At 68.8% G+C, this 4,465-nt stretch carries 4 protein-coding genes; 3 read left to right on the top strand and 1 reads right to left on the bottom strand.

The annotated features are described in order from the left end of the window. Positions 1-93 precede the first annotated feature (93 nt). Complete coding sequence (locus ACTHLF_RS19360; protein ID WP_440329569.1) at positions 94-2,151, bottom strand: 3-hydroxyacyl-CoA dehydrogenase NAD-binding domain-containing protein; 2,058 nt, start codon at positions 2,149-2,151, stop codon at positions 94-96. 151 nt (positions 2,152-2,302) lie between these two features. Between ACTHLF_RS19360 and ACTHLF_RS19355 the strand changes: the two genes are divergently transcribed. From ACTHLF_RS19355 to ACTHLF_RS19345, 3 genes are all read left to right on the top strand, one after another. Next, positions 2,303-2,449 carry a hypothetical protein gene (locus tag ACTHLF_RS19355; protein ID WP_440329567.1) on the top strand — a complete coding sequence of 49 codons (147 nt, stop codon included), beginning with the start codon at positions 2,303-2,305 and terminating at the stop codon, positions 2,447-2,449. Between the two features lie 45 nt (positions 2,450-2,494). Further along, the gene (locus tag ACTHLF_RS19350) at positions 2,495-2,785 is read left to right on the top strand and encodes a hypothetical protein (protein ID WP_440329565.1); all 291 of its coding nucleotides are present in this window, start codon (positions 2,495-2,497) and stop codon (positions 2,783-2,785) included. 3 nt (positions 2,786-2,788) lie between these two features. Beyond that, positions 2,789-4,465 (top strand): diguanylate cyclase domain-containing protein (locus ACTHLF_RS19345; protein WP_440329563.1); only part of this gene is annotated, 1,677 nt, incomplete at its 3' end.

The following is a 4,465-nucleotide window of genomic DNA, read 5'->3' as shown; positions in this document are numbered from 1 at the left end:
GGGGGGGGGGGGGGGGGGGGGGGGGGGGGGGGGGGGGCCCCCCCCCCCCCCCCCCCCCCCCCCCCCCCCCCCCCCCCACAACTGCTTCTTGCGTTACGCCGGCGGCGTGGCCAGTTCCGGGTTGTCCCAGCCTTCCTTCTTCGCGAAGCGCGCGCCGTGCTTCTGCTCCAGCTTCGCCAGACGTTCGCGTACGACGGCGACGCCTTCAGTACGCACGTACTGGATCGGGCCGCCGCGGAAGGGCGCGAAACCGGTACCGAAGATGACGCCCGCGTCGAGCAGGTCGGCATCGTCGACGACGCCTTCGGCAAGGCAGGCGATGGCTTCGTTCACCATGGGCAGGATCATGCGGTCCTGCAGGTCGCCCGGCGGCACATAGTCGGGATCGACGTCCGGCTTGTCCGGCTTGCCTTCCTTCCAGACGTAAAGGCCTTCGCCGTCCTTCTTGCCGCGCTTGTTCGCCGCAAGCTTCTCTTCGAGGCCGGCGGGAACTTCCAGTCCGAGGAACGGCGCGAGTTCCTTGCCTACCGATGCGCAGACATCGAGGCCTACGGTATCGGCCAGTTCGATCGGGCCCATCGGCATGCCGAACTTCTTCGCTTCGCGATCGAGCACCGGGCCCGGGACGCCTTCGTTGTACAGGCGCATCGCTTCCATCAGGTAGGGCATGAGGATGCGATTGACCAGGAAGCCGGGCGTTCCCTTGACCGGCACCGGGAGCTTGCCGATCGCCTTGCAGAAGGCGAGGGCGCGCTTTTCGATAGCCGGGTCGAGTTGGTCGTGGCGGACCACCTCGACCAGTGGCATCTGTGCCACCGGGTTGAAGAAATGCAGGCCGAGGAATCGCTGCGGCGCAGCCAGGCCCTGGCGGAGCTGATCGAGCGGGATCGACGAGGTGTTGCTGGCGAGGATCTCGTCAGCCTGGAACTGCGGCTCGATCGCCGCGTACAGCGCGTGCTTCGCTTCGGGGTTCTCGAAGATGGCTTCGATCGCCAGGTCGGCATCGGCCACGCCCTTGCCTTCGACATCGGCCCGCAGCCGCGCATTCGCGGCCTCGACCTTGGCCGCGGCCTTGAGCTTTTTCTCGAACATGGCGCGGGCGCGTTTGATCGCGGGCTCGACGAAACGCAGTTCGCGATCCTGCAGGGTCACGTCAAAGCCCTTCAGGGCCGACCATGCGGCGATGTCGCCACCCATGGTGCCCGCACCCACGACGTGGACGTGCTTGATGCCGTGATCGATGCCACCGCCGAGGCCCTTGAGGCGCTCCTGCAGGAAGAAGATACGGATGAGATTACGTGCGGTGGAGGTGGTGGCGAGCTTCGCCACCGACTTCGCCTCGAGCTTGAGGCGCTGCTGGATGCTGCTGCCGCCGTTCGCCCAGACATCGATGAGCGCGAACGGGGCCGGGTAGTGTTCCTTGCGCACCTTGGCCGCGGTCTGCTTGCGCACCATGGGCGCAAGGATCAGCCGCGCGGGCAGGGTGTTGGTGGCCCATGCCTTCGCACGCAGCGCGAACGGGCGCGGCGCCGGGCGGCGGGCCAGCTGGCGGGCTTCCGCGAGGAGCTCCTCGGGGCGGGCCAGGCGGTCGACCAGGCCGACGGCCTTCGCACGCCTCGCGTTGAAGGGCTTGCCGGTCAGCATGGCCGGTAGCGCATCCGGCGCACCGATCAGGCGCGGCAGGCGGGCGCTGCCGCCCCAGCCGGGGTGGATGCCGAGCATGACTTCAGGCAGGCCGATCTTCGTCGTGTCGTCGTCGGCCGCGATGCGGTAGCGACAGGCGAGAGCGAGTTCGGTGCCACCGCCCATGCAGGCGCCGTGGATCGCCGCGACCGTCGGGAACGGCAGGCGGGCGAGGTTCTCGAAGATGCGCTGGCCGTTCTCGATGTTCTCGAGGACCGTGCCGGTGTGCGCGTACTCGACGAACTCCCTGATGTCGGCACCCACGGCGAAGCCGGACGGCTTCGGCGAGTGGATCACGACACCCTTGGGGCCCTCGATGGCCAGGCGTTCCACCAGGGTGTCCAGCTCATCCAGGACCTCGCGGGCCAGCGCGTTAGCGCTGCTGCCCTCGCGGTCGAGGCTGAGGACGACGATGCCATCGTCGCCTTCGCTGGTCTTCCAGTGCTTGAATCGGAGTCCTTCGAACATGGCGGTCGTGCGTGGCGAATGAGCGCATCACCATACCTTTCCGCCGTGCCGAATGCGAGATACCCCGCCGTATGGTCATCACCGCCCGGGCATCTGGCGCTGCGCTCCCTTAGGTCCGATACTGCGCGCCAGTCAAGTAGCCAGATGGCCGATGCCAGTGGATTCCATCGCAGGAACGGATGTCTTCGACCGCATCCTCTCGGCCGCCGGCCCCCTCGTCGCGCTCAAGGCCGAGGAGCAGGCGCTGCTGGTTGACCAGTTCCGCCTGGTGGCCCGGCGCACCGGCCAGGCCGTGTAACTGTGGCGCGGCGGCGAAGGGCTGACCAGCCTGCGCGACGCACAGATGCGCGTACCCGGCTGCACCCGCCTGGGTGACGCGCTGCGCTACATCCTGCAGAGCCTGCACTTCGGCGTGTACCTGCTGGACATGCCGGCTGGCGTCCCGAGCGCGACAGACGGTGCACTTTTACGGCAACTTGCGAAGGCCCAGACGGGGCACGTGCGTCGCGTCGTCCTGCTCGGGGCCAGCGCGAGCCTGCTCGCCACCTTCGATGACGACATCGTCCGCGTCGATGCCGACCGCGGGGCGCGGGCCGTGATGCCGCGTCTTCGCGACGGCCGCTGGGTGGTCTGACCGATGATGCAGATCCCCGACGCGAGCGGCGTCCTGATTTTTACCCCGCGCCGCGATACCCGCCGCGCCGTGTTCGACGCGCTCGATGCGGATGGCGGCTTCGTGTTGCTCAGTGCGCGTGACGCGTTCCAGCTCGAGGCCTTGCTGGCGGATGCGCCGCCGCTGCAGGTCGCGGTCGTGGGCGGCGATGGCAGTGACGATGTTCGGCTCGGCATGCGCGTGTTGCGCAGCTTCGCGGCGTATCGCGACATTCCCGTGGTGTACCTCGTGCCCGATGGTCCGCTGGCCGTCGCCCCGGACGACGGCTCCGCCTGGCTACGCGAAAGCGCCATCGGCGCGGAACTGGCGCAGCGCGTGCGCATGGCCGTGGCGGTCGAGACCGCGCCGTCGCCCGTGCCCGCGGTGGACGCCGATTTCCGCTTCGCCTTCGACGCGGGCGCCGCGTGGGTGATCGCTTCCGCCGCGGATGGATGCATTGTCGATGCCGGTGCCGCCATGCAGCGCTTGTGCGCGGATGACGCGCCTGTGCAGGGCAGGGTGCTGCGCGATGTCTTCAGCATGGTGGATGGCGCGGCGTGGCCCATGCCCGATGGCGATGGCATGGCTTGCGTGCTGCGCAGAGCCGATGGCATCGAGATTCCCGGGGAGGTCGATGTCCGTCATCTACTCGACGGGCAGGGCGGCCACCGTATCGCGGTGGCGTTCCGCGACATGCGCGCAGGCGATTCCGCGGCGCGCGCGCTTTCGCTGCTTTCCGTGCTGGATGCGTGCCCCAGCGATGACGAAGGCCTGGGCGAAGCGGCCGCGATGCTGGCCGACGCGCTTGACCTCGATGTCGTCGGCATCTGGTCCGCGCTGCCGGAGAGCGATGCCGGCCCCGAGGTCATCGCACGCATCTGGAATGGTCCGGGCCAGGTCGAATGGGCCGAGGCCGCCGACCTGCCGCTGCTCAGGCAATGCCTGGGTGGCGAAGCGCTGGTCAGGCTTGGCGACGGTCGTGCCCAGCCCCTGGTCGATCCACTGATCGAAGCACTGGGTCTTGGCGCTTTCGTGTTCCTGCCGCTGCTCGATGAGCGACGCAGCCCGATCGGCGCCATGCTGGCCGGCCGTCGGCGCAGCGCCGGTGACGGACGGGTCTTCGAGCTGGCCCTGCGTGCCGCCTCGGCGCGCTTCAGCGCGGCGCTGGAACTGCGCCGCGCACGTGACCAGGGGCGCGAACGGGGCCTTGTCGATACGCTGACCGGCCTGCCGAACCGTCTGCTGTTCCACGATCGCCTCGACACCACCATCCGCGAGGCCTCGCGCACCGGCGAACTGTTCGCCGTGCTGCTCGTCGATCTCGATCGCTTCAAGGGCATCAACGAAACCCTCGGCCATGCCGTGGGTGACCAGGTGCTCTCCGCGGTGGCCCGGCGCCTGCGCGCGAGCGTCCGCGGGTCGGATACCGTCGCGCGTTACGCGGGCGATGAATTCACCCTGGTGCTGCGCCACATCATCAAGCGCGAGGACGTGCTGCGCATCGCCGAGAAAATCGTGCAGGCGATGGAAGTGCCCCTGCATCTCGACGACGGCTCCGAGCTGCAGGCAACGGTATCGGTGGGTATCGCCTTCTTCCCGGACGACGCGGTCGAAGGGGAACTCCTGCTGCGCCACGCCGACGAGGCCATGTATGGCGCCAAG

Source organism: Luteibacter sp. (genome assembly GCF_051958795.1).
In the GTDB taxonomy this organism is placed as follows: domain Bacteria; phylum Pseudomonadota; class Gammaproteobacteria; order Xanthomonadales; family Rhodanobacteraceae; genus Luteibacter.
This window is presented reverse-complemented; position numbering and strand designations above follow the sequence as displayed.